At 35.3% G+C, this 26,413-nt stretch carries 19 protein-coding genes; 14 read left to right on the forward strand and 5 right to left on the reverse strand.

What is annotated here, in order from left to right; all coding sequences use genetic code 11:
* Window positions 1-41: 41 nt before the first annotated feature.
* Both DK441_RS21455 and DK441_RS21460 read right to left on the reverse strand, forming a co-directional pair.
* Window positions 42-563, reverse strand: a complete 522-nt coding sequence (locus DK441_RS21455) for a TrmH family RNA methyltransferase (RefSeq protein ID WP_109852582.1) — start codon at window positions 561-563, stop codon at window positions 42-44.
* Window positions 563-1,207 (reverse strand): DUF4159 domain-containing protein, encoded by a 645-nt coding sequence (locus DK441_RS21460; RefSeq protein WP_109852584.1) that lies wholly within the window; start codon window positions 1,205-1,207, stop codon window positions 563-565. The genes DK441_RS21455 and DK441_RS21460 overlap by 1 nt, the downstream gene beginning before the upstream one ends.
* 44 nt (window positions 1,208-1,251) lie before the next feature.
* On the opposite strand from DK441_RS21460, the gene DK441_RS21465 reads away from it, so the two are divergent.
* The 8 genes from DK441_RS21465 to DK441_RS21500 all read left to right on the forward strand — a co-directional run bounded on the left by DK441_RS21465 (window position 1,252) and on the right by DK441_RS21500 (window position 6,265).
* Entirely contained in the window at window positions 1,252-1,977 is a 726-nt protein-coding gene (locus tag DK441_RS21465) for a thioredoxin family protein (RefSeq protein WP_160112220.1), read from the forward strand.
* Window positions 1,978-2,104: 127 nt separating this feature from the next.
* Window positions 2,105-2,599: a DinB family protein gene (locus tag DK441_RS21470; protein WP_109852589.1), complete on the forward strand. Its 495-nt coding sequence runs from the start codon at window positions 2,105-2,107 to the stop codon at window positions 2,597-2,599.
* A gap of 4 nt (window positions 2,600-2,603) precedes the next feature.
* Window positions 2,604-3,185, forward strand: a complete 582-nt coding sequence (locus DK441_RS21475; protein WP_109852591.1) for a sigma-70 family RNA polymerase sigma factor — start codon at window positions 2,604-2,606, stop codon at window positions 3,183-3,185.
* Between the two features lie 48 nt (window positions 3,186-3,233).
* Window positions 3,234-4,142 (forward strand): sterol desaturase family protein, encoded by a 909-nt coding sequence (locus DK441_RS21480; protein ID WP_109852593.1) that lies wholly within the window; start codon window positions 3,234-3,236, stop codon window positions 4,140-4,142.
* A gap of 277 nt (window positions 4,143-4,419) precedes the next feature.
* Window positions 4,420-4,878, forward strand: coding sequence for a DinB family protein (locus DK441_RS21485; protein WP_109852595.1), 459 nt, complete (start codon window positions 4,420-4,422; stop codon window positions 4,876-4,878).
* A gap of 12 nt (window positions 4,879-4,890) precedes the next feature.
* On the forward strand, window positions 4,891-5,370 hold the full coding sequence (locus tag DK441_RS21490; RefSeq protein ID WP_109852597.1) for a hypothetical protein: 480 nt from the start codon (window positions 4,891-4,893) through the stop codon (window positions 5,368-5,370).
* An 11-nt stretch (window positions 5,371-5,381) separates the two neighbouring features.
* A complete protein-coding gene (locus DK441_RS21495; protein ID WP_370444335.1) occupies window positions 5,382-5,756 on the forward strand; it encodes a DUF1801 domain-containing protein in 375 nt (124 codons plus the stop codon).
* Window positions 5,757-5,779: 23 nt separating this feature from the next.
* On the forward strand, window positions 5,780-6,265 hold the full coding sequence (locus DK441_RS21500) for a hypothetical protein (protein WP_109852600.1): 486 nt from the start codon (window positions 5,780-5,782) through the stop codon (window positions 6,263-6,265).
* Between the two features lie 18 nt (window positions 6,266-6,283).
* Here the strand turns inward: DK441_RS21500 and DK441_RS21505 are convergent, their stop codons facing one another.
* Window positions 6,284-7,450 carry an esterase-like activity of phytase family protein gene (locus DK441_RS21505; protein ID WP_160112221.1) on the reverse strand — a complete coding sequence of 389 codons (1,167 nt, stop codon included), beginning with the start codon at window positions 7,448-7,450 and terminating at the stop codon, window positions 6,284-6,286.
* 332 nt (window positions 7,451-7,782) lie between these two features.
* Between DK441_RS21505 and DK441_RS21510 the strand changes: the two genes are divergently transcribed.
* On the forward strand, window positions 7,783-9,462 hold the full coding sequence (locus DK441_RS21510; RefSeq protein WP_109852604.1) for a T9SS type A sorting domain-containing protein: 1,680 nt from the start codon (window positions 7,783-7,785) through the stop codon (window positions 9,460-9,462).
* 65 nt (window positions 9,463-9,527) lie between these two features.
* Here DK441_RS21510 and DK441_RS21515 read toward each other — a convergent pair whose 3' ends face one another.
* Window positions 9,528-10,232 (reverse strand): 16S rRNA (uracil(1498)-N(3))-methyltransferase, encoded by a 705-nt coding sequence (locus DK441_RS21515; protein ID WP_109852606.1) that lies wholly within the window; start codon window positions 10,230-10,232, stop codon window positions 9,528-9,530.
* A 51-nt stretch (window positions 10,233-10,283) separates the two neighbouring features.
* Window positions 10,284-11,306, reverse strand: coding sequence for a tRNA (adenosine(37)-N6)-threonylcarbamoyltransferase complex transferase subunit TsaD (tsaD, locus tag DK441_RS21520; protein WP_109852608.1), 1,023 nt, complete (start codon window positions 11,304-11,306; stop codon window positions 10,284-10,286).
* 105 nt (window positions 11,307-11,411) lie between these two features.
* Here tsaD and DK441_RS21525 point away from each other — a divergent pair, with 105 nt between their 5' ends.
* The 5 genes from DK441_RS21525 to DK441_RS21545 all read left to right on the forward strand — a co-directional run bounded on the left by DK441_RS21525 (window position 11,412) and on the right by DK441_RS21545 (window position 26,410).
* Window positions 11,412-15,818 (forward strand): translocation/assembly module TamB domain-containing protein, encoded by a 4,407-nt coding sequence (locus DK441_RS21525; RefSeq protein WP_235015800.1) that lies wholly within the window; start codon window positions 11,412-11,414, stop codon window positions 15,816-15,818.
* A 59-nt stretch (window positions 15,819-15,877) separates the two neighbouring features.
* The gene (gene pfkA, locus DK441_RS21530) at window positions 15,878-16,864 is read left to right on the forward strand and encodes a 6-phosphofructokinase (protein WP_109852611.1); all 987 of its coding nucleotides are present in this window, start codon (window positions 15,878-15,880) and stop codon (window positions 16,862-16,864) included.
* A gap of 794 nt (window positions 16,865-17,658) precedes the next feature.
* Entirely contained in the window at window positions 17,659-17,931 is a 273-nt protein-coding gene (locus DK441_RS21535; protein WP_109852613.1) for a DNA-binding protein, read from the forward strand.
* Window positions 17,932-18,257: 326 nt separating this feature from the next.
* A complete protein-coding gene (locus DK441_RS21540; protein WP_160112222.1) occupies window positions 18,258-21,452 on the forward strand; it encodes a hypothetical protein in 3,195 nt (1,064 codons plus the stop codon).
* An 8-nt stretch (window positions 21,453-21,460) separates the two neighbouring features.
* Entirely contained in the window at window positions 21,461-26,410 is a 4,950-nt protein-coding gene (locus tag DK441_RS21545) for a DUF6443 domain-containing protein (RefSeq protein WP_109852618.1), read from the forward strand.
* Window positions 26,411-26,413 lie beyond the last annotated feature (3 nt).

A 26,413-nucleotide genomic window follows, 5' to 3' on the forward strand; every position in this document is an offset into this window, starting at 1 on the left:
ACAAAGTTTTGATTTGTCCTTTATTGCTATCCTTTGGAGTATTATTTTTTACTGTTCAATATTTGTTTTGTAATCTCATATAGAGCAATTCCCGTTGCTGTTGCAACATTCATACTACTATTATTACCATACATATTGATGTGTACACTGTGTTTTGTTAAAGCCAAAACTTCATTAGATACTCCAAAATTTTCTTCACCGATCACAAGTGCTATTTTTTCCTGGGGAGATGGTTTATAATCTGCAACAGGAATACTTGTATCGGTAATTTCTAATGCCAGAATGGTATACCCATTAGATTTAAATTGCTGTACGGTACGTATACTATCTTCGGTTTGATGATAAGGTACGATCTCATATGTAGCTCTTGCTGTACGTTGCATACGTTTACTAATCACAGTAATATCTTCTCCGCAAAAATAGATTTGTTCGATACCAAAACTATCTGCGATTCTAAATATACTTCCAATATTTGCGGGCGAATTCACCCGATCACAGATAAGCGTTATCGGAAATCGATTTTTTACAAACCGATTATGATGATGATGTAATTGCTCTGACATTAATTCTCAAAAGCGTATTTAATAATATTAGCTCCCATTTTTAGTGCTTTGGATCTTACTTCTTCTGGGTCATTATGTACCTCTGGATTTTCCCAACCATCACCCAGGTCACTTTCGAAAGTAAAGAGAAGTATCAGGCGATTTTCATGAATAATCCCAAGAGCTTGTGGTCGTTTTCCATCATGTTCATGGATTTTGGGTAATCCTTGCGGGAAATTATATTTTGATGAAAAAATAGGGTGTGTTATCGGTAATTCTACCAGTTCCTTATCAGGAAAAACCTTAACGAGTTCTTTTCGAATGTATGGTTCCATACCATAGTTATCATCAATATGTAGAAAACCACCGCTTAAGAGGTAATTTCTTAGGTTTTGGGCATCTACATCTGTAAAAAAAACATTACCATGTCCTGTCATATGAATGTATGGGTACTGAAATATATCAACACTTTCTGGCTTAACTGTTTTTGGCTTGGCAGGTATTGCAGTATTAATATTTTGATTACAAAATGTAATAAGATTAGGAAGAGCCGTAGGATTACTATACCAATCACCACCTCCTTTATATTGTAAAATGGCAATATCTTGCCCATAAATTGATATGGTTACCAAAAAAAAGAAGATATATCCAGTAAGTTTTATCATCATGCTCGTCTAAAATAAAGCCTAAAAGTACTAAAATTATGCAGATGTTACAGAAGCTTATGATGCTATTAACGCTTATTGTTTCGATACCTACAAATGCTCAGAAAAGCAATGAATCAGCAATAGTATTAGAATTATTTACCTCACAAGGGTGTAGTAGCTGTCCGCCGGCAGATGAATTACTCGAGAATATTAAGAAAAAACACAAAGATCAAAATGTAGTTGTGCTATCCTATCATGTAGATTACTGGAATAGATTGGGGTGGAAAGACCCATTTAGTTCAGCAGGATTTAGTGACTATCAAAGAGCGTATGCACAACAATTTAACAGCAGATCTATTTATACTCCGCAATTAGTGGTTAACGGAAGTGAACATTTTACCGGATCAGATCGGTATAAGGCAAATATAGCTTTAAAAAAATATTCAAAAACTAGTGTTAATTCTACTATTTTGATAAAGGACATACAACAAGAACCTTCTAAGATTATTTTTAATTATAGGGTAGATGGTGAGCCATTCAATACGATTACACTAGCCTTGGTAGTTTCTGAGCGTATTACTAATATATCGAGAGGAGAAAACAGAGATAGAACATTAAAAAACATCAATATTGTGGCGAATCGAGTGGTTAAACAAGAAGAATTGGGGAGTATCTCGATGACCATTCCTGATTGGGTTTCAGAAAATGATGAGCTATCTGTAATCGCATATACACAAGATAAGACTTTAAAAATTACAGGAGCTACAAAATTGGCGCTTCTTAGGTAATTGTTTGGGTATAGTATATTTAGAACTTTTTATAAGTTTAATACTATTCAAAATCATTATAGTAACTTTGGGTGAATGCGTTTTAATCTTAACTTTTAGTAAAGATTATACCTAGATCAATGAAGTTATGGAAATAAAGGATATACATAGTTTTCTTAAGTATTATACCAGGATAAAAGATCGTACCAGAAGATTATTTGAACATATTCCAACAGAAAAAATAGAATGGACCACTAGTAAGGGAAAATTTACTATTGGTGATATCATACGTCATCTGGCACTTACAGAAAGGTTTATGTATGTTGAAAACGTTCGACTAAGGCCTAGTTTATATACCGGTTGTGGAGAAAGCTATGCAAAAGGATATCAAAAGACAATTAGTTTGTATAATGAACTACATCTCGAATCAGTAACAATTCTTTCGCAGTTTACACCCGAAGATTTACTTGAAAAATGTGAAACACCAGGAGGCCATAAAATAACAGTATGGAAATTACTAAGAGCTATGGTAGAACATGAAATCCACCACAGAGGAGTACTATACACGTATCTGGCACTATTAGAGATAAAGACTCCGCCTATATTTGGATTAACCTCAGAAGAAGTAATACAAAAAAGGTAACCGTATGAAATTCGAGAATATCTGGGAAGAGCATAAAAAACCGTTATTAAACTTCATTAAGACAAAAGTTAATGATAACAATATTAGCGAGGATATAGTACAAGATGTGGGCATAAAACTACATACTGCCGTATACAAAAATCAAGAAATCAATAATTACAAATCCTGGCTTTTTCAAGTAGCAAGAAATACGATTGCAGATTATTATAGAAAAAATAAAATACCGACTACTAGTATAAAAGATCAGCCAGAGATTGCCGAAACATCAATGTCAGGTGCTTGTGTATGTGATCTATCGGGATTTGTTATTCAAAATTATCTTCCGAAACAATATGCAGAAGCACTTTATCTAAGTGATATCGAACAAAAGCCTCAAAAAGAGATTGCAAAAATTTTAGACTTAAGCTTAACAGCTACTAAATCAAGAATACAAAGAGGACGAAAAAAACTAAAGGAATTAGTGACCGATTGTATAGAGATATCATACAATAATAAAGGGCAGATAACAGGGTTTGTGCTTAAAGATGACTGCGAATTACCACGAGAACTGGTAACCGAGATAGATAAATTAAATTTAACGATATAAACTGCATCTTTTTGTTCTATTTGTACGACTATAGGTTAAAATAGAATTATGAAGCAAAATAAAATTTTATCTGTTTTAACCGTTCCTGCTCTACTGTTAATAACTGGCATAATTGCATCCTTAACGATTAGTAAGCGTTGGAGTTTTGAAATATCGTCTTATGTTATCTTTCTTTTTACGGCAATTTATATTTTAACATTCGAGCAAATTATCCCTTTAAAAACCGATTGGAAAACTAAAAAAAGTAATCTTTGGTCAGATATAAAGCACTTTATATTTTCGGCGGCACTTTTTGATGCGTTAGGAAAAACAGTATCGTTGTCTTTTGTATTATATCTTCAACAAAATTTATTTATAGCATCAGAAATATGGGACGATGTTCCTCTCATATTAACCTTTGTGGTGGCAAATATAATAGGAGAATTTCTACCTTATTTCTACCATAGAATTAGCCATATCGGAAACCGTAATTCTATCCTAAGTTTATTGCTATGGAAAATACATTCGATTCATCATTTACCAACTTCGTTAAATTGGTTTAAAACAAACTGGATACACCCGATTAATATTTTTTTAAATACGGTGTTTAAAATGATACCTCTTTTGCTATTAGGATTTAATGAAGATATGATCTTTTTGGTAGGAGTAGCACATGTGGTAATAGCCTATATTTCTCATGCCAATATCAAAACCAATACGGGCTTTTTGGATTATTTGATCGTTACGCCACAAGTACATCATTTTCATCATAGTAAACTACTGCATGAAGCTAAAAACTACGGGAATATTATACCCTATTGGGATTTGGTTTTCGGAACTTATTATAATCGTAAAGGCGAAGTCGACGATGTTGGAGTCATAGAAAACCATATGGTATATCCAAAAAAAGAAAACTACATACGACAGTTACTGTTTCCTTTTAAACGAGTTTTTAAGGAGTGTTGCCAAGTGAAATAACGTTATCATTCAACTTAAAATAATGATTATACCATTTGTATTTTGAATTTACTGGCAAAGAAAATTAAGATTTTTTTGTTTCAGTAAAGAAGAAAAATCAAGCATAGCAGGGCTACGGTTTATTTTTATTCTGAAACTGAGATGAAAAAAGAACATTTTATTCCAGTAGGTTTAAAGTGCAAATGGTATTACATAAACATTTATGAATGCATATAAGTACAATTGCCTTTCGTAACTTTGATACGATGGTCTAATTATATACAATACATACTCAAAAATGGAAATACCTGAAATAATACAGCAACTCGATCATTTACTAGAAAGAGGAAAAGAACTAATGAAAAACAGTAGTGAAAACGAACTTAAGTTCAAACCTTTACCCGATAAATGGTCGAAAAAAGAAATTTTAGGTCATCTGATAGATTCTGGAATACATAATCTACAAAGATTTACAGAAATTCAATTTGAAACCAAACCCTATAAAATTCGAAAATATAATCAGAATGAACTCGTTAATGTAAATCATTATAACGAAGCTAATACAGGTGAAATAATAAGTTTTTGGTTAGCTATTAATGAACGCATAAAAAAAGTAATCGAATTGCAAGATGAGTATACTTTGGCATATCAAATTGAAATTAGTAAAGGAGAAAAATCTGATTTTAAGTTTTTAATTAAAGACTATGTAAATCATATGGAACATCATTTACATCAAATAGAAAAATTACACAATTAATAAAATAAAAAAATGGAATACTTCACATTGGCACGAGTATTACACGTTTTGGCTGTAATTTTATGGATAGGAGGAGTTGCTATGGTAACAACTGTAATTATTCCTGCAGTTAAAAAACTAAAATCTAAGGAGGATCAGATAAAAACCTTTGAGCAGATCGAAGGTAAATTTGCGTTGCAAGCCAAAATCACAACACTAATAACGGGTATAACAGGATTTTACATGCTATATGTACTTGATGCGTGGGATAGATATTTTGATTATAGATTTTGGTGGATTCATGCAATGACACTGGTTTGGATATTATTCTCACTAATTCTGTATGTTTTAGAACCACTCGTATTGCATAAATTGTTTAAAAAATATGCAGAGGATAATCCCGCAAAAACGTTCAGATTTATGCATCGTATGCATTGGATTTTACTGGTGTTAAGTTTGATTACCACCGCAGGAGCAGTGGCAGGTAGTCATGGATGGTTTTTTCTGAAATAATCGATAAGAAAATGATGAATACTAACGATCAATTTTATTTAGATAAGCACGAACCCAACAAAAGCTGTTTGTTGACCATGCGTAGTATTATTCTTAATCAAGATGAAGATATTACCGAAACACGTAAATATGGGATGCCGTGTTTTTGTTATAAAGGGAAAATGTTCTGTTACTTATGGGTTGATAAAAAAACCGACGAACCCTATTTTCTTATGGTAGAAGGAAAATATCTTGATCATCCTCAATTAGAAACAGGTGATCGGGCAAGAATGAAAATTTTTAGAATAGACCCAAACAAAGATTTACCTGTAACGACAATCAAGTTAATTTTAAATCAGGCATTAGATGTATATAAAAACGGAACCATTCTAATTGCTAAGAAGTAGAGTAGGATCAAAAATCAAAAAAGATGAAGCAGTATCGAGATCAAGGTGCAGTAGGAGCACTATTAGATGAATATGAAAAAGTATTAACAGAAGTTATCACTGTTTTGTCTAATGTTAGTAATAAGAAATTGACCACTATTGTGGATGACAAAACCAAAGATCCGGATTGTAGATCAATACAAACTATTTTGACCCATGTTATAAGAGCAGGATATTGTTATGTTATTGAAATAAGAAAATCATTAGGCGAGCAGATTGATTTTGTAGAGCGCAAAACATTAAGTAGTGTAAAAGAATATCAAACAGGTTTACAAGAAATGTTTATGTACAATGAACAATTGTTTGAAGATTACCCTGATTTACATCTTGAAGAAAAAGATCCTGATAAAAAAATAGTAGTAGCATGGGGACAACGGTATAATATAGAGCAATTATTAGAACACGCGATTGTACATATTTTAAGACACAGAAGACAAATCGAAAGGTTTTTAATACAACTAAATACTTAGCATTATAACAGAGTATCGCTACGGTACCACTTTTAAAACAATGAATTGATTAAGCTGTGGAAAAAAGGAATTAAAGTTATTGTCAGAAATTACAACAATCGTTCGACTACCATCTTTTAATTTTGGTCCAAACGAAAAACCTTCAAGGTTATCTACAGTGTTATTAGTGAGTTGACTTCGAATATTATCAAAAGTAAAAAGCAAAGTTTTTGTTGCTGCAGTATAGGAGGTAGTTGCTAATGCCTCTGTAGACAACGTATTTGTAGCATTTGTAGCATCTACCTTATATATTTTTACTGTATTTCCTCCATCTATATATCCAGAAGAGAAAGAACGTTCTAATGCCAAAAATTTGTTAGTGTTGTATTCCAGGATTTCTACCAAACCATTCACTTCAAATGTAGTGCCTAGTGTGGCCTCACGTGCTACAGGGTCTAGCTCATAGGCAAATTGTCGTTCAGCAATTCCCGATGTTTTGTTTATATAAGTGATTCTTACGGGAGATTGTGTATCTGTAGTGGTGGGTTCAGGGCCATCTTCAATAAGAGGTAACTCAAAAGAGATCCAGTATCCTTTATTCTCAAAATCCAATGAAAGGCCTTCTAGGACTCCGTTATGTCTTGGCCCAGAAGAGGGATCCACCGTATTGGCTTTAAAGTTATCAGGTAGCGTAAAACGTTTGATTTGATTTCCTTCGGGAGCTATTTCGATCAAAGCAGGATCCACACCATTGGTAATAGAGCCCTCACTGGTATATACAATCGTACCTGTACCGATATCAAAGCGTATAGCTTCGGGATCAACAACTCCCTGTTCCAAAGGAGTACCTGTATCATCTTTAATTTCTATCATGGTATTAATACCAACCGAAGTAAATCCATCTTTGGTATATGTTATATCTGCCTCATAATATCGTATGGGCGGGGTAGAAGTATCACAGATGATATACCACTTACCATTTTGATAATCGATTCCAGAAAATCCTCCGATAGGAACACCATCAATTTCCTGATCTGCAAGTACAGATTCATCGATATACTCAAGTGCACTAATTGTATTTTGTTCATTTACAGGGAGTATTGGCGTAGGTTCATCGTCTGTTACTGGTGACGTATCACTTGTACTCGAAGAACAACACCAACATATCAAAACGATCAAAAATACTTTTTTTACTACCTGTACCATAATGAACTGCATTAAGCGATAAAGATATCAATTTGTAATGAAAAGTACCGCTATAAACTTACAAATAGTGTCTTGTAATCTACTAGTAAATATACAAAATAAAACAGGCTTTTACCTTTGTATTTATGGGGTGTAACCACTTGATAGTCATTGGGTTGTTTTGTAAATTAGTAGTGATGGGTTGGTGTAGGGAAACACCATGAAAGATCTTTGATTTCTCGTTAGCAGGTACTCAGAAAAATCAATGGTTAGAGAAAGCTGATTGTGCAGACCCATAACTATGTTGTAAGTATAGAAGAATATGTTTTTAACCAATTTAAATATAAATCATCATGAAAACAATTTTATGTAGTGTAGCCTTTTGCTTTATTACAAGTATGGGCTTTTCACAATTTCAACACACGTTCGGAACAGAAAAATCAGAGATGGGTAGATCTCTTACTCAACTACAGCAAGTTGAAAGGGGATATTTGATAGCAGGATATACTTCAAAAAACTTTATTGGTAGTCTTGAAGCAACCTTGGTCAAAACAGATCTTAACGGTAATCAAATATGGTCTAGAGTATACGGAGGGCAAGATTATGAATATTTTAATTCAGTAAGACAATCCACCTTTTTTAGTCCTAACAATAGAACAGCTTATGTGGCTGCAGGAATTACTCGTAGTTTTGGTTTTGGAGGCGGAGACGCATATCTCATGGGAGCCGATACCAATGGTGCTCTCGTTTTTTCTGCGGTATATGGAGGGCAACAATATGATGCTGCTCACTGTGTGCAAAATAATAGAGAAGTAACAGGAAAACCGGGGTATATCCTTGTTGGTGAAACCAGAAGCTATACAGCATTCCCGGGAGCTAATGTGTATGTTGTTAAAACAGATTTACAAGGAAACCTAATAAGAGCTACAGTAATAGGAGGTAAAGGAGATCAACGAGGTATGTGGATAGAACAAACAAGAGATGGAGGATACATCATCGCAGGATCGACTACAAATTATTGGTGTGGTGTTAGTACTACATTGGCCAACCCGCCTACAGATCTTTTTGTGATAAAACTAAAACCTGACCTTACCATAGAGTGGAACAGAATATTAGGATATCCTAATGAACTAGACCCTACAATGGGATATAGAAATGTAGCTACTTGTGTAAAACAAGATAGAAATGGTAATTACGTTCTTACCGGGTATACCAATAGTTTTGGGATTAATAATTCTTATGATGCATTTTTACTATACCTGGATGGGGGAGGTAATTTCTTAGGTATGAAAACATATGGAACAGAGAGAACAGAGCTAGGATTTAGTTTAGAAGAAACTTTTGATAGTGCAGGAAACCAACGGTTTACTGTAGTTGGTCAACAGGTTATTTCATCACGTAAAGCTATGCTGTTTCAGACAGATGCTGGGGGTACGTTACAATGGGCACGTGAGTATGGTTATGATAAACAAGAAGGAGGAATGGAAATGGTAACCGATACTTATGATAAAGGATTTGCCTTTACAGGATATACAACTTCTTTTGGAGCCGGGGCTACAGAAATTTACTTAGTAGAAACCACAGATACAGGCAAGACGGGTACAATTTGTGAAAAAGAAATAGATCTAAAAGAAATAAAGCACGAACCTTGTATTGCTAAAAGCGCGCAACAAATCTTTGTAGATGAATATAGAAGAATAGAGCATCCTGCGATTAGAGTAGAATACAAAGAAGATCTCTGCAAAAAAAGTAAAGTTGGACTTACAACAGAAGAGGCTAAGCCATTAGAAACAGATGTAGTTCTATTCCCTAATCCGGTAAATAATCTCCTTACATTAGATGTTGAAAAAACATTTGCGGTAACCAAAGTTGAGGTTTTTGATGTGCATGGTAAGATGGTTATTCAAAATGCAGAGCCAGGTCAAAAAGGCAAAATAGTACTAGCCACAGAAGGCCTGCAACCAGGAATGTATATCGTTAAGCTACGAACTCAAAATGGAGAAACTCGTATGATGAAATTCCTTAAAAAATAAAAGTATTTAGTACTGTAATTAAATAATTAAAAATGAGCTGCTTCTATTATCTTGAGGTAGCTCATTTAGTTATTTATAAAAGCTATGCTATGTACTGCAACGATTGCTGCAGTCTCGGTACGTAATCGGGTTTCTCCCAATGTAACCGGTGTGTATCCCGAACTTAATGCTATATCAATTTCTTTTGTCGAAAAATCTCCTTCGGGACCGATAAGAATGGTGGTATTTACTTCTGGCAGAAGAACACTTTTTAAAGATTGCTTTTTGGTTTCTTCGCAATGTGCGATTAATAACTGATCTTCATTTTCCTGTTTTATAAACTCAGAAAATGTAATAGCAGGGTTTAGCTTTGGTAAATAACATTGCAGCGATTGTTTCATCGCACTTTGTAGGATACGTTCGAATCGTTCTGCCTTGACGATTTTTCGCTCACTGTGATCACAAATAACAGGAGTAATCTCATCGATACCAATTTCAGTAGCTTTTTCCAAAAACCATTCGTATCGATCATTCATTTTAGTAGGAGCTACAGCCAGATGTACTTTATACTTTCTATGCTGTTGTTGCTTATAGCTTTCAATTTTGGCAATACATTGAGATGGATTAGAAAATGTGATGCGAGCAATAAATAAAAAACCACAACCATTGGTAATATGCAATTGATCTCCTTCCTTTTTTCGTAATACTTTAGCAATATGTTTGCTTTCTTCTCTCGAAAATTTTATTTCACTACTAGATGTTGTTAAAGTATGGTTATAGAATAATTGCATTTTATATTTTATGGTCAAAAATCAGGTTATATATTTATATAATGCTATAGATTAGAATTGTATTCGAGCTTTGGCTACGACACTCATATCAGTAAAATCTTTCTTCAGGTATTTTAAATAACCTACAATCCCGATCATTGCAGCATTATCTGTAGTATATTCGAATTTGGGAACAAAAGTTTTCCATCCATACTTTTGTTCTCCTTCTTTTAGTGCTTTTCTAATTCCAGAATTTGCCGAAACACCGCCACCGATTGCAATACTTTTAATACCGGTTTGTTTAGAAGCTTTTTTAAGTTTATCGATTAGGATATTAATAATTGTATACTGTAGAGAGGCACATATGTCATTAAGATTTTCGGCTACAAAATCAGGGTTTTCTTTTATTTTTTTCTGAACAAAATAGAGAACAGAAGTCTTAAGCCCACTAAAGCTAAAATTGAGATCACCAACTTTTGGCTTAGGAAAAGGAAACGCTTTTGGATTTCCCATCTGTGCATATTTATCAATTAATGGTCCGCCAGGATATGGTAATCCAAATATCTTTGCGCTTTTGTCAAAAGCTTCTCCAACAGCATCATCGATAGTTTCACCAATAATTTCCATATCAAAATGTGCATTAACTTTAACAATCTGTGTATGTCCGCCACTTATTGTCATTGCCAAAAAAGGAAATTCTGGGATATCAAATTCATCTTCTTCAATAAAATGAGCCAAAATATGTGCTTGCATATGATTAACATCTATTAATGGGATATCCAGAGCCAGGGCTAATGACTTGGCAAATGAAGTACCCACTAATAGAGATCCCATTAACCCGGGACCTCGGGTAAAAGCAATAGCATGTAAATCTTCTTTCTTTATATTTGCTTGTTTAATTGCCTGATCGATTACTGGAACAATATTTTGCTGATGTGCTCTAGAGGCTAATTCGGGCACAACACCACCATATAACTCATGTATTTTTTGCGATGCAACAACGTTGGATAAAACCTGTCCATTACATAATACAGCAGCAGAAGTATCATCGCATGAAGACTCAATACCGAGGATGTATATTTTTTGTGGATTCATTATGAGGAAAAGGGCATAGAAATTGTTAATATTGTCAACAAAGTTAAAACAATAAAACGTATCAGGAAATTTAGGAAAATATTGTTAAGGACATTTCTTGTCCTTTTGTCGCTATTTGCATTTTTGGTAGTGTTGTTTTCTATTCCTGCAGTTCAAACATATTTTGCAGAAAAAGTTACCAATTATCTTAATGAAACCTATGGTGTTGATATTCATATTGACCGAATAGGATTGACTTATGCAGGTAATGTATATCTCGAGGAAATCTTAGTCAGAGACCATCATCAGGATACATTAATATATGCCGGGAGTATAAAAACTTCGATAGGAAGTATTACACAAATAACCAAAGGCAGACCCGAGTTGGGACAAGTTTCTATAGAAGATCTGGTCTTTGATATGAAAATATATAAAGATGAAAGTAGTGATAACCTGATGACGTTTGTTAGAAAATTCAATACAGGGAAAAAACCACCTTCTGGAGAAAAATTTATCCTTTCAACAAAAAATATAGACCTGCAGCGAGGAAAATATAGTTTTACCAATGAGAATTTAAGAAACCCGAAAGCCGTAGAGTATACCGATATTGTTCTTGATGCAGAGAGCCTTTTGGTAGACGGCGATGATGTATATATTACTATTGATGCCCTATCATTTAAAGATTTTAGAGGATTAGATGTCTCCAAACTTCAAACCTGTTTTACGATAACTTCTACAGATATGAAGTTTCAGGAATTGGTTATAGAGACTAAAGATTCTAAGATCAAAGGTGAAATTCTATTCTCTTATGATGTTGGAGGGTTAAACGATTTTGAAAATAAGGTAAATATTACTGCAGATTTTGATAAGGCGACTATTTCTACCAATGATTTGATTCCTTTTTACCGCGAATTTGGAAAAAACCAAATGCTTAGAATGCAAAATACATCGGTTAGAGGAGTGCTTAATGATTTTAAAATAGTTAATGCCAACATATCGGGATTAGATAGATCTATAATACAAGGAAATATAAGAATTAAAAATGCAGTAAGTGACGCCACAAAATTTGAGCTCGAAGGAGATTTTAAAAACTTAACCAGTAATTATTATGATCTGGTGAATTTATTACCAGATGTGCTAGGCACCTCTTTACCACGGCAATTATATCAATTTGGTAGTGTACGCGCCGTTGGAAATGCTATTGTAACTACAAAAGCTGTAGATATAGATATGGATCTGTTTTCACAATTAGGGAAGATTAATGCTTTTGTTTTGCTAGAAAACCTTAATGATATAGAACGAGCATCCTATAACGGAAATATTATTTCTAATAATTTTAATGTAGGTCAGCTATTAGGTAGAAAATCAATAGGAAATTCTGTTTTTGATATTCATGTAGACGGAACAGGTTTTACTTTAAAAAGCCTGGATACTAAGATAGAAGGAGATATTAGTAAACTTGACTTTAATGGGTATACATATACAGATTTAAAAGCTCAAGGAAACCTTAAAGACCGTGTATTTGACGGTAATCTTAATTCTAGAGATCCTAACATAAGATTTAGTTTTAATGGGGTAGCTGATTTATCACAAGAAATACACAATTACAATTTTAAGGCTTATGTAGATCATATGGATCTTAATAAACTAAACTTATTCACCCGAGATAGTATTTCTGTTTTTAATGGCGATGTATACATGAATATGAAAGGAACGGGGATCAATGATGCTTTTGGTACTATTGCTTTTGAAAAAACACTGTATACCAATCAGGATGCAGGATTTTATTTTGAAGATTTTGAGATCGCTTCAAGTTTTGATGATAAGAATATACGTACCATTACAATCAATAGCCCAGATATTGTAGAGGGTAATGTAAAAGGAATTTTTAGGTTCGAAAATGTATATGACCTGTTTAGAAATTCTATAGGAAGCCTGTATACCAATTTTGAAGCCACAGAGATTACCGATGATGAGTTTATGGAGTTTAATTTCAATATTTATAATAAAATAGTTGATGTATTCTTTCCAGAAGTTCAATTTGCACCAAATACCAGTATTAAAGGAAAAGTAGAGAGTAATGAATCAGAGTTTAAACTTACGTTTAAATCACCATTGATTCAGGCTTTTGATAATTTTATGGAGAATGTCGATATCCAGATAGATAATAAAAACCCATTATTTAATACCTATATCGCTATTGATAGTATTGATTCAAAATATTATGATGTTTCTGAGTTTAGTTTGATTAATGTAACCTTAAAAGACACCTTATTTATGCACTCAGAATTTAAGGGAGGAGAAAACAATAAGGACAATTTTAACCTGGAGTTCTACCACACTATAAACGAAGATAATAACTCTGTAGTAGGGATAAAAAAATCTGATTTTACATATAAAGGCCATACCTGGTATGCCAATAGAGAAAAGAGTAAATCAAACAATAAGATTATTTTTGATAATGATTTTAAGAATATAGATATACGATCGGTAATCTTTAGTTACCTGGATGAAGAGATCAAACTTAATGGAGTTACCAGAGGTAAAGATTATAAAGATCTAAAAGCAACCTTTGAAAATGTAGATCTCAATAAAATAACACCCAGGATTGATAGTTTAAATTTTAAGGGTAGAGTAGATGGAGAATTATCGGTTCTTCAGGAAAACGGCGGCTATTTTCCAACATCTACTGTAGTAATTCGGGATTTAGAAGTTAATAAGACACTGCTGGGAGAATTAAGATTTAATGTTTCCGGAAACGAAGATCTTACTCAATATAACGTGAATACGAGGTTGATTAACAATCAAAAACAAAAAACATTATCAGCCATAGGAGGAATTAATGTTTCAAAAACGAATCCATCAATAGATGTAGATCTAGAATTAGATGATTTCGATATTTCAGAATTTAGTGCACTCGGGGGAATCGTGCTTACCAATATACGGGGATTTGTTTCGGGAGAAGCAAAAATATCGGGCAGCTATAAAAACCCTTCTATGGATGGAGTATTAACATTAGATCAGGTCGGACTTACAGTACCCTATCTCAATATTGATCTCGATTTAGACGATAATTCTAAAGTTATTTTAAAAGAACAACGTTTTAACTTTGATAATGTTGATATTACAGATACAAAATATAAAACCAAAGGTATTCTGGGAGGATATATTGCACATCGAAGATTTTCTAAATGGGAACTTGGATTAGAAGTATTGGCTAATGAAAGACTCCTGGTTTTGGATACCGAAGAAGACGAAGAATCCTTGTATTATGGTACCGGCTTTATTAGTGGCGAAGCAACTATTAAAGGACCAACCGATGAACTGGTTATTGATGTTAATGCAACGACCGAAAGAGGCACTATTTTTAAAATCCCGTTAAACGAAACAGAATCTATAGGAGATAATTCATATATCCATTTTTTAAGCCCAGAGGAGAAACGAGCCCGATTAGAAGGAAAAGAAATTATACTAGACGAAATAAAAGGACTAGAGCTTAATTTTGAACTTGATGTAAATAATAATGCCGAAGTAGAGGTCGTTGTAGATAAAAGTACAGGGAGTTCGTTAAAAGGACGCGGAGCCGGGACATTACTTATTGAGATTAATACCAATGGTAAATTTAATATGTGGGGTGATTTTGTAGCTTATGAGGGAACATATAATTTTAGATATGGAGCCTTTGTAGAAAAACTGTTTACTGTTAGAGAAGGAGGAACAATTAACTGGGATGGGAGTCCTACAAGAGCGCTTTTGGATCTTAGTGCAGTATACAAGACAGAAGCAAACCCTGCAATATTGTTAGAAAACTCTTCTATAAATCGTAAAATCCCGGTAGAAGTAGTTATAGATCTTCAGGGAGAATTAATTCAACCCAATGTTAATTTTAATATAGAATTCCCGAACTTAAGCTCTGTGATAAAAAGTGAGTTGGATTATAAACTAAGTGATCAGTCTAATAAAGAATTACAAGCACTCTCTTTGGTCTCTTCTGGGCAGTTTTATAACGGAACCCTTGATGCCAATGCGCTTACTGGTGGTTTGGTGGCAGAAAGAGCATCCAACCTTTTTAATAATGTTTTCTCTGATAAGGATGATAAGTTTCAGGTAGGGTTAAATTACGTTCAGGGTGTTAAAAGCTTAGATCAGGAAGATGCAGATCAGTTTGGACTAACGCTTTCTACCCAGATTAGTAATAGAATTCTGATTAACGGACGAGTAGGAGTTCCTATCGGAGGAGTTAACGAATCTAGTGTTGTTGGAGATGTTGAGGTAGAATACCTTTTTAATGAAGACGGATCGCTGAGAGGAAAGATTTTTAATAGAGAAAATACAATTCAATTTGTCGGCTCGGGAAATCAGGGATATGAACAAGGGATTGGACTTTCATACTCGGTTGATTTTGATAATTTTAATGAGTTATGGACTAAGATTTTTAAAAATAAAAAAGCGAAAGATTCTATTGCAAAACCTAAGGATACGACTAAAATTGAAACTCCGAATTTTATTAACTTTACCGAGAAAAACAACTAATCTGTTGAGCAAAGATTTTGTTTCAACTACAGATCAATTTATCGACTAAATATCTAATTATGGCAAAAGAGATAAGAACCATTGGTGTTATGACTTCGGGAGGAGATGCTCCCGGAATGAATGCGGCAATACGTGCTGTTGCGAGAGCATGCGCTTATTATAATGTGAAATGCATAGGGTTTTATCGAGGATACCAGGGGATGATAGAAGGAGATTATACCGTAATGAATGCCAGAAGCGTTCGCAATATTATTAGTAGAGGAGGAACAATACTTAAATCTGCCCGTTCTGTAGATTTTAAAACTTCCGAAGGAAGAAAAAAAGCAGCAGATCAGCTTAAAAAAATAGGAGTAGAGGCTATGGTTCTTATTGGCGGTGATGGGACGTTTAGAGGAGGACAGATTTTTAGCGAAGAATATGATATTCCTGTTATTGGTGTTCCCGGTACTATAGATAATGATATTGCAGGAACAAACTATACGATTGGCTATGATACTGCTTTAAATACAGTGATCAATGCGATAGATAAAATAAGAGATACGGCCAGTTCACATAATCGATTGTTTTTTGTTGAGGTAATGGGGCGTGATGCTGGGTTTATTGCTCTAAATAGTGGAGTAGGAGCAGGAGCAGAAGAAATTTTAATTCCCGAAGAAGATTTAGGGCTTGATCGATTATTAGAGTCACTAAAACGCAGTAAGCGATCGGGTAAATCGTCGAGTATAGTTGTGGTAAGTGAAGGCGATAAAACAGGAAAAAATGTATATGAACTGGCAGACTATGTGACAGAAAACCTACCAGATTACGAAGTAAGAGTCACTGTCTTAGGGCATATGCAGCGCGGTGGCTCCCCATCATGTTTTGATAGAACACTCGCTAGCCGATTATGCGTTAAAGCAGTAGAATTACTTCTTGACGGAGAGAAAAATGTAATGGTAGGGATTATTAATAATGAAATTACGGCAACCAGTTTTGATGTTGGCCTAAAAGAAGGCCACGAAATTAATAAAGAATTACTTCGCATTTCTGATATTCTTTCTACTTAAAATTTTTATCCCACTTTCAAAATATAAATTTTACCTGAACTACAATTAAAATTGTAGCATGTGACTTTAAAAAAAATGATGCATTAGCATCATTTTTTTCTTATTTTATCATGAAAATCTCTCGAATTTATACTTTTCTTAAAATATCAGTCTTTAAATAAGATTTGTATTTAAGTATATTTAAATCAGTATTTTAAGTATGGTGAAGTAAGTCGTATTTGATAAATGTCGACTTACTTTTCTTGTTTTTGATTAGGTCGTAACCGTACATTTGAGGAAACAAAAAAATAGTAAGATGAACCATTACAAAGGATACCAAAAGAAACAGATTTATAGCAAATATCCTAAAAGGATGTATATAACAAAATACCTTTTTTAGCTCCATTACGTACCTAATGAATTTATCTTGAGTAGTGGTTTTAAGCCGAAAAGTTTGGCTTTTGTGCCATAATGAAGTTAATTTTTTTCAGCATAGCCTTAGCTACGTTGAAAAAAATAGCAAAATTAGGGTAGAAAATGTGAATTTTGTAAGCAAAAGCAATACTCAAGATGAGTTCAATGTAAACTACCCCATAATTGCATTAAACAATGACTAATATTCTCATTACTTTACCTTAGATAATGTATTAGGAAATGCATGCTGTGTTGAACGTATAGCAAAATATAACATGTCAATATGCTTTTAGAAAAAGCATATTGAGGTTATGTCGATGTTTAGAAAACATCTTTCCTTACATTTTTAGCATTGATATCAAAGTTCTAATGCATTATCTGGGTTTAATCTGCAACTCATTATGAATAGTATTATCAAACAGATCGAGCTTATAGAACGTATTGATCAGCTTATTCGATTGCAAGCAACAGGATCACCAGAAGAATTGTCCTCTAAATTAGGAATCTCAAAAACCAAACTATACCGCATTATTAATACAATGAAAAGTTTAAATGCTCCTATTGAGTACGACATCACAGTACAAAGTTTTGTATACGCTGAGCTCGTTGATTTTACTTTTGGGTTCTATACAAAAGATCGAAAAACGAATATTCTTAATCCTTTTATAGGGTAGCTAAGAGAACGATTAACCCAAACCTGACACCTGATACCTGAAACCAGATACTTGGTGCAGAAAACCCTTCTAATTTTATTTAACATAATTTTAACAATTCTTACATTCTCAGTCCCGAAAAACGAAACTGGGATGCTTTACTATTGCATTGGGAATACGATTAAAAAAACAAAAAACAAGTTCATTTATAATGCTTTACCTGTGTTTTTAGACGCTTACTAAAGATGACTTTACCAGTATAGAGTTTCTGGTTTGTTTTCATAGTTAGTTAGGAGTTTACCAGGGGTAAGTAATTGAACAATTCAATCCTTACAAAAATTATTTTTATGAAAAAACAACTTTTATTCTTTGTTTTTATGCTGAGTGCTTTGATGGCGGGTCAGGAGTTACCAGATCTGGCTCCTCCTACCCCAGAGGTAGCCGCTATGGGTAAGTATCTAGATGTGCCTGTGAGTCTTTTTACAGGTACTCCTAATATTTCGATTCCGCTGGCCAGTATCTCCGAGGGAATGCTGAGTGCTTCGGTTTCTGTGAGTTATCATGCTTCAGGGATTAGAGTAGGTGAGATGGCCTCCCGAGTGGGATTGGGCTGGTCACTTCATGGCGGCGGTATGATCTCCCGCCAGGTTCGCGGTATTGCCGATGATCACACCGAAGGCTTTATTAATACCAGTAACACAATAGATCATTATTTTGCCCAGGATGCCAATGGGCGAGCACAATTATTTCAATCCACCTTATCAGACAACCAGGACTTTGAATCAGATGTCTACCATATCAATGTAGCCGGGTTGTCAGGCAAGTTCTTTTTTAATCAGAACGGTACTATCGTTATGCATCAAAAGAGTGATTTAAAGGTTGTGGCGCTTCGGGATGGGATTACCATTTCAGGATGGCAGGTGACCACCCCAGAAGGAGTGCTCTATAGTTTTGGAGTCATTCCGGGAACTACTCAACAGGTAGCTGAAATCAAGGAGACCCGTTTTTTTTCGCAAGCGACTAATTTACCTTCAAAAATTAGTGTACATACTACGGGATGGTACTTAACTCAGATTTCTGATTATCGTGGGAATCAAATTAATTTTAACTATACCAGGGGGACTCAGCAGATTACCTATTGGAATATAACGGGGCAAAGTAAAAATTTAATAGGGGTTGGATCATCGTGTAGTAGCAGTACTGCAGAGCCTGTTTCTTTGACAGAAGATAAGTATACCCCTACCTATTTATCGTCTATCACGACTACTCAAGGCAGTATTGTTTTAGAATATAATGATACTCGTATAGATCTTAAAAATGACAAAGCGCTTACCGGGGTCAAACTGTTAGATAGCAACAATGTTACTATTGATCGATATGTGTTGGAACAAGGCTATTTTACTTCTGCTGGTGGTATGGAGCATTTATTGAATTATGGGGATACAGATCAGCGTACCAAGCGCCTTTATCTTAAAACGATCACCCAACAAAAAGGTAGTACAGACAATAAAATTCATCGTTTTACCTATAACCAGGCTCATCAATTACCAGAGCGTTTTTCGTTTTCACAGGATTTATGGGGGTATTATAATGGAGCAAATAATGCTAAACTATACCCTGGTATTGTATATGTTCCTTATACTTCTGCTGTAGAGGTAGAAGGAGCAGATAGAACAGTAAGCGAATTGCATACCAAGGCCTTATTGTTAGAAGAGATCGTTTATCCTACAGGAGGAAAAAGCAAGTTTATTTTTGAATCCAATACCTTATCAGGGAATCAAGATTTTTTTATAGGAACCAAAATGGTAGACCAACAAATCCCAGGAGCCCAGTTGCATAACGACGCTTCACAATCCGGGGCTACTTTTTCTACCACCTTTACCCTTAGTGAATCTACTGATGCACATTATAGTGTAGAGGCAGAAACCTCCTGTCAATACAGTAACAACGATTGCCCGGCGATACGTTTATATAAAGACGATGCTATTATAACGACTTTTAATACCGCCAATGAGACCGGTATTGAGCGTTTATCTGCTGGTAGCTATACTATAAAAATTGAAAATGGTCCATTTCAAACGGGGAATACTGTGAGTATTGCTTTTACTCAAAAAATAGCCATTAATGCAAGCCAGGCTAATGAGGCAATAGTTGGAGGCTTACGGATAAAAGAAATCCAGTTTATGGATCATGATAATGCCATGATTAACAGCAAAAAATATGACTATCAAAAGTTTGATGATGCTACAGTATCTAGTGGTAGGTCTTTAAACCCTCCAGTTTTTGTATCGCGTAGGATCCCTTTTAGTGACTGTAGCCAGGATGTTTTACGGTCAAATGCAATTTTTCCACTCAATGGTCAGGGTGGTTCTCATGTAAATTATACTAATGTTACCGAGTATACTCAGGGGCAGGAAAATGGAAAAACCCAATACATCTATAGCTACAGTGCAGATGGGAGTATTAATGCTACTAATGTATTTGATGGTATTGGCCATTTGATGGTTCCTGCAACAGATTATTCACACCGTAGAGGGCAGTTATTAGAAGAGAAACAGTATCGATATGAGAAATCAACAAGTAAGTTTACCATAGCTGAAGCCACAAAAACGATCTATAGCCCTACCGATGATTTACGAACGCAAAACCTGATGATGGGTAAGGTTGGAGATCTTAATGAACATGCAAGATATGATAACATCAGTGAACGGTATTTACCCTCTGGTACAGAAAAGACAATATATTACCCATCGGGAGATGTAAAAACGACGACTCAGTATAGTTATGATATAGGGTATCAGGGGAGAACCATCCCTATAGCAACTACCACTACCAATAGCTTTGGAGAGACCATAACCTCTAAACGCTTTTTTGCAGATGATGTAACCTCTGCTACTGCTCTGGGAGCACCTCTTACTGCCGAGGAGTACACCGCAATTGGTACTCTTAAAAAGAGTAGTGGTTATCGTATAGGAGCGCCTATCCAGCAAGAAACCTGGGTAGGGGGTCAACAAGTAAGTGTACAACGTACTACATATAAGGTTTGGAATGGTATGACCTTACCCAAGGCGATTCAAGCCTCTAAATCGGGAGGGGCTCTGGAAGATCGTATCGAATACCTCTCTTATGATGCCAAAGGGAATCCCTTAGAGGTAAAACAATCAGAAGGGAGTCACCTTATTTATATCTGGGGGTATCAGGATAGTTTTCCTATTGCCAAGGTTGTAAAGTCCAGTTATACGGGTATGCCAGCAGCAGTAACGAGTTTGATTGATCAGTTAAAAACGGTTTCAAACAGTGAAGATACTACCGCAAAAGAGCAAAACATGCGAGATCTGGTGGTTCAGCTTCGGGCACATCCTTATTTTGCAGGTGCACAGATCACTTCCTATACCTATGACCCACTGATAGGGGTAACCTCTGTTACCGATCCCAAAGGATATACTATGCATTATAGCTATGATACCTTCAATAGATTGGAATATGTAAAGGATGATGCCGGAAAGCTGATTTCAGAGAACAAATACGGGTATAAAAAATAAGAAAAACAATGAGAAATACTAAAATACAACAGTATATAATAATGCTTATTGTAATGATGAGCAGTACAATGATGTTCTCCCAGTTTGGGGGTGGAGATCCTGTTCTGGGAGATTGTGGTATTACTTCCTACCGTGATGCCGATGGTGATGGTTGGGGAGATTATAACAACAAAACCTGTCAGCTTACTATTCCCAGTGGATATGTTTCTAAATACGGAGATATTAATGATAATAATCAATGGATTACCAATATCCCACCCAAGAACTTTTATAGAGATGCCGATGGAGATGGTTGGGGTAATCCCAATATAGTAACCTATCGTAGTGTACAGCCTTCTGGTTATGTGACCAATAATAGTGATCGTGATGACAGTACCAGTCTGATTACCAATATTGCTCCTCGACATTTTTATAGAGATGCCGATGGCGATGGATATGGTCATCCTGGTATAAGCACCTATCGCAGTGTACAACCCTCTGGATATGTAACCAATAGTAGTGATTGTAATGATGGCAGCAGTGCCATACACCCTAATACAGTATGGTATAAGGATAGTGATGGGGATGGTTTTGCGATTGCAACAAAAAAGCAATGTAGTAGCCCCGGAGCAGGATATACCCGTACAGTACTACCGGTTACCGATTGTCATGATGGCGATAGTGATTTAAACCCCAATACGATTTGGTATCCTGATGGTGATAGTGATGGCTGGGGAACGGCCTCTGATTTGGGAGCGGTAAAGAGACAATGTAGCCAACCAACCGGCTATACACAAAAGGTAGGAGATTGTAATGATCATAACATTAATATCCACCCCGAAACCGTTTGGTATAAAAATAGTGATGGTGATGGTTTTGCCAGTACCTCTAAGGTGCAATGCATCAATCCGGGAGCAGAGTATACCTATGAAGAATTACCACTGGGAGATTGTGATGATAATAATGCAGCTATCCATCCTAATACGGTTTGGTATAAGAATAGTGATGGGGATGGTTTTGCCAGTACGACCAAAACCCAATGTACCAATCCCGGAACTGGATATAGTTTAACGGTAAAACCCTTAGGGGATTGTGATGATAGTAATGCTGCAATCCATCCGAATACAGTTTGGTATAAGAATAGTGATGGTGATGGTTTTGCCAGTACGACCAAAACCCAATGTGCTCACCCAGGTAGCGGCTATAGTTTAACGGTAAAACCCCTGGGAGATTGTGATGATGGTAGTGCTGCTATCCACCCTAATACGGTTTGGTATGCCGATACCGATGGCGATGGTTTTGGGGATCCTAATGTTTTAAAACAACAGTGTATCCAACCTGCGGGGTATGTATTGAATAATAATGATCAATGTCCAGAAAAATCAGGCCCCCAACAAGGCTGTATTTTTATTCCTCACCAGCTTCATCTCTCTAATGAGAATTATGTGTTTACCCGGGTGTATCAAAAGCCCATGACCTCACCAGATGAGCTACATTATAATAAAGATGTGATAGAGAGTGTTACTTATTTTGATGGATTGGGCAGAACAAAACAGCAAATAGCGATCAAAGCTTCACCCGATGGTAAAGATATTGTAACCCATATCGGGTATGATGAGTATGGCAGGCAAGACAAACAATACCTGCCTTTTGAGTCGAATACTAGCGTTGGCAGTTATAAAGATGTTGATATTGTTAATGATATTAACCAGTATTATGAAACTAAATACGCCGATGATTTTATTGGAGTAGCAAAAGAGCATGAGGATTTTAATGCCTATTCAGAGAGTGTGTTTGAAGCTTCTCCTCTTAACAGAGTAGTAGAACAGGGAGCTCCGGGTAAGGATTGGAAAGCTAATAAAGATAGTGACACAGATCATACGATTAAATTTAATTGGGATACCAATATGGCTAATGAAGTGGTTGCTTTTAAGGTAAATTTTGCCAATCCTGGTGATACAGAAACCCCGGCCTTAGTACAAGATGGTTTTTACCCTGCCAATCAGTTGTATGTTACCATCACCAAAGATGAGAACTGGACTGCGGCAGATGGTCATAACCATACGACCAAAGAATACAAGGATAAGCAGGGTAGAGTGATCTTAAAAAGAACGTTTGCCAATGTTGGGGCGCCGAGCGTAGTCGAGGCGCATGATACCTATTATGTGTATGATAGATTTGGGAATTTAACCTATGTAATCCCTCCTAAAGTAGCGGCTAGTGATGGGGTAAGCCAGAGTGAGCTTGCAGAACTCTGTTATCAATACCGATATGACAATCGTAATAGACTTATCGAAAAGAAAATCCCTGGTAAGGATTGGGAGTATATTGTCTATAACAAATTAGATCAACCCATCCTAACTCAGGATGCCAACCTAAAAGCAGATAATGCCTGGCTCTTTACCAAATATGATATTTTTGGAAGAGTAGCCTACACCGGTAAAATCAGTATTACAGGAAAAGATCGTAAACAATTACAAACCGAGGCAAATGGCCATGTAGATGAGCTATGGGTAACTAGAGGAGCTAAGGTTAGCATCGGAGGAGTAGATATGTACTATACTGATGGCGGTTATCCAAAAGTCCTTGCAGGTGAGGTATTAACAATTAATTACTATGATAACTATGCATTTTTGGGAACTACTCCACAGCAAACTTTTATAAAACCGAATACTATTTATGGAGAAGCAGTTTCAGATCAAACCAAAACATTGGCAACCGGAAGTTTAGTAAAAATATTAGATACCTCATATTGGACAACTACAGTTACCTATTATGATAAAAAATCAAGACCTATCTATGTAGCTCGCAAAAATGAATATTTAAATACTACCGATATTGTAGAAAGTGATCTTGATTTTACGGGCAAAGTAAAACAAACCAAAACTACTCACATCAAAGACAGCAATGCTGCTATTGTAACGATAGATACGTTTACGTATGATGATATGGGTAGAATGCTCACCCAGAGACAATGTATAGAAGACACCTCTGGGGTAAATTGTACGGATAATACTGGGGTTACACCAGCAGTAACCTTATCACAACCGATCACCCAGACTACAACTACTGTAGCGGGTAATACTATTACCTTATCTAATGGGTTTCATTTTGCAGCCACGGCTAGTACTTCTTTCTTTGCTAAGATTCAGAATGAGGAATTCCCGGGAGAATTGATTGTATCTAATACTTATGATAAGCTAGGACAGTTAACTTCTAAAACAGTTGGAGGAGGATTACAAGAAGTGGATTATACCTATAATGTACGAGGTTGGCTTACTAAGATCAACGATCCAAATACTGCTCTTGGCAACAAGCTTTTTGCTTTTAAGATCAATTATAATACACCACAATATGGGGCTACTGCGTTGTTTAATGGTAATATCTCTGAAACCACTTGGAAAACTGCAAATGATAATGTAGCGCGACATTACAAATACAGTTATGATGCCTTAAACCGAATTACCGATGCAAATTATAATAATCAGGATAATAGTGAACAGGATTGGTTTAGGGTTTTTGGGATTACTTATGATAAGAACGGTAATTTAAAAACATTAAAAAGACATAAAAAGGAAAATGTGGCATTAGATTACCTATCCTATACTTATGATACAGGGAATAAACTCTTAACTGTAGAAGAACAAATTGATGGAGCCAGTGGGTTTGAAGATGGTACCAATACCAATGATGATTATACCTATGATGCCAATGGTAATATGACTATGGATCAAAACAAGGGGATTACAGGGATTACCTATAACCATTTAAACTTACCTAAAACAGTAACGGTAAATAATGCTTCTCATAATGGAAATATTACCTATATTTACGATGCCACTGGGGTAAAATTAAAAAAGATTACAACAGAGGGAAGTTCATCGACAACAGAATATGCCGGTAATTATGTGTATAAGAATGGTATGCTAGAGTTCTTTAATCATGCAGAAGGGATTGTAGAACATGAGGCCGATGGGTATAAGTATGTATACCAGTACAAAGACCATTTAGGGAATATCAGATTATCATACAAAGATGCGGATAAGAATGGTGCTATAACGGAAAGTGAGATCGTGCAGGAGAAGAACTACTACCCCTTCGGTATGACTCATTCTGGGTATAATAATACACTACGTGGTAGAAATCATAACTATGGATATAATGGTAAGGAAGAACAATCAGAACTAGGATTAGATTGGATGGATTATGGAGCTAGGAATTATGATGCCTCTTTAGGTAGATGGATGAATATTGACCCTTTGGCAGAATACTACTATAGTGTTTCTACATATAATTACACTCTAAACAATCCTATTATTTATGTTGATCCTGATGGGCGAGGCGTATTTGATCTAAAGTTTAATACTGATACAGAATCAGCTAGAAATAAAGTGCAATCCAACCTAGACGCTGGTTTAGGTGCAGGTGTCGCAACTGTTGGAGAAGATGGATTTGTAACCCTAAATGGATCAAGAGATGATTTGGAGACAGATGAACAAAAAGCCTTTTACGATACAATAAAGGAAAGTGTAGATGCTGAAGGAGTTGTCGAGATTAATGTTACTGAAAGTTCTGATAAAATCACTTTTGGGGATTTTACTAAAGAGACTATTGATATAGATGACATTAATGCAATAGGTGAAGGAGAAGCTCTAAATCAAAATTCTATTTTAGGTCACGAAATTAACGAACAACACGAAAAACAAATTTTAGACAATACAGAAAGAACAAATAAAGAAGGAACGGGAGCTCATCAAAAATCTTTTAAGACTGAAGAAAATATTACGGGATATACTAGAGGAGAACAAACATATTCTAATAGGAGTGCAACAAAAGTTGTGAAAAGAGAAAGATATGGAACAAGTACTTATTATCAACGTTCTTATGATTCTTCTATTAAATTTACAAAAGGAAGTAAAACAGTAACAGAAAGTTATAAAGTGAGAAAAGGGAACGTAGTTCCAAGAAAAAAACAATAATTT

Source organism: Aquimarina sp. AU58 (assembly GCF_900312745.1).
Taxonomy (GTDB): Bacteria; Bacteroidota; Bacteroidia; order Flavobacteriales; family Flavobacteriaceae; genus Aquimarina; species Aquimarina spinulae.